At 64.8% G+C, this 219-nt stretch carries 1 pseudogene; it reads left to right on the top strand.

Annotated features, from left to right (window positions below):
• Window positions 1–219: pseudogene (locus AF337_RS25740) on the top strand (LacI family transcriptional regulator); the annotation flags it as partial.

The following is a 219-nucleotide window of genomic DNA, read 5'->3' as shown; positions in this document are numbered from 1 at the left end:
CTTCGCGACCGGCAGGTCGACGTCATCATATTAACCGCGACCCGCCTCGACCTCACGCCGCCAGTCCAGCTGTCCCGCCTGCCGATACCCGTCGTCTACGTCTTTGCCGAGGGGCCGGCTGACAGCGTCACCTTCTTTCCGGATGACGAACAGGGCGCCCGCCTCGCCGTCGACCACCTGAAAGAACTCGGTCGATCGCGGATCCTCCACATCACCGGA

The sequence above is a fragment of the Rhizobium ecuadorense genome (genome assembly GCF_001187535.1).
GTDB lineage: Bacteria > Pseudomonadota > Alphaproteobacteria > Rhizobiales > Rhizobiaceae > Rhizobium > Rhizobium ecuadorense.
Note: the sequence above shows the minus strand (reverse complement) of the source record. Positions and strands in the feature narration are given on the sequence as shown.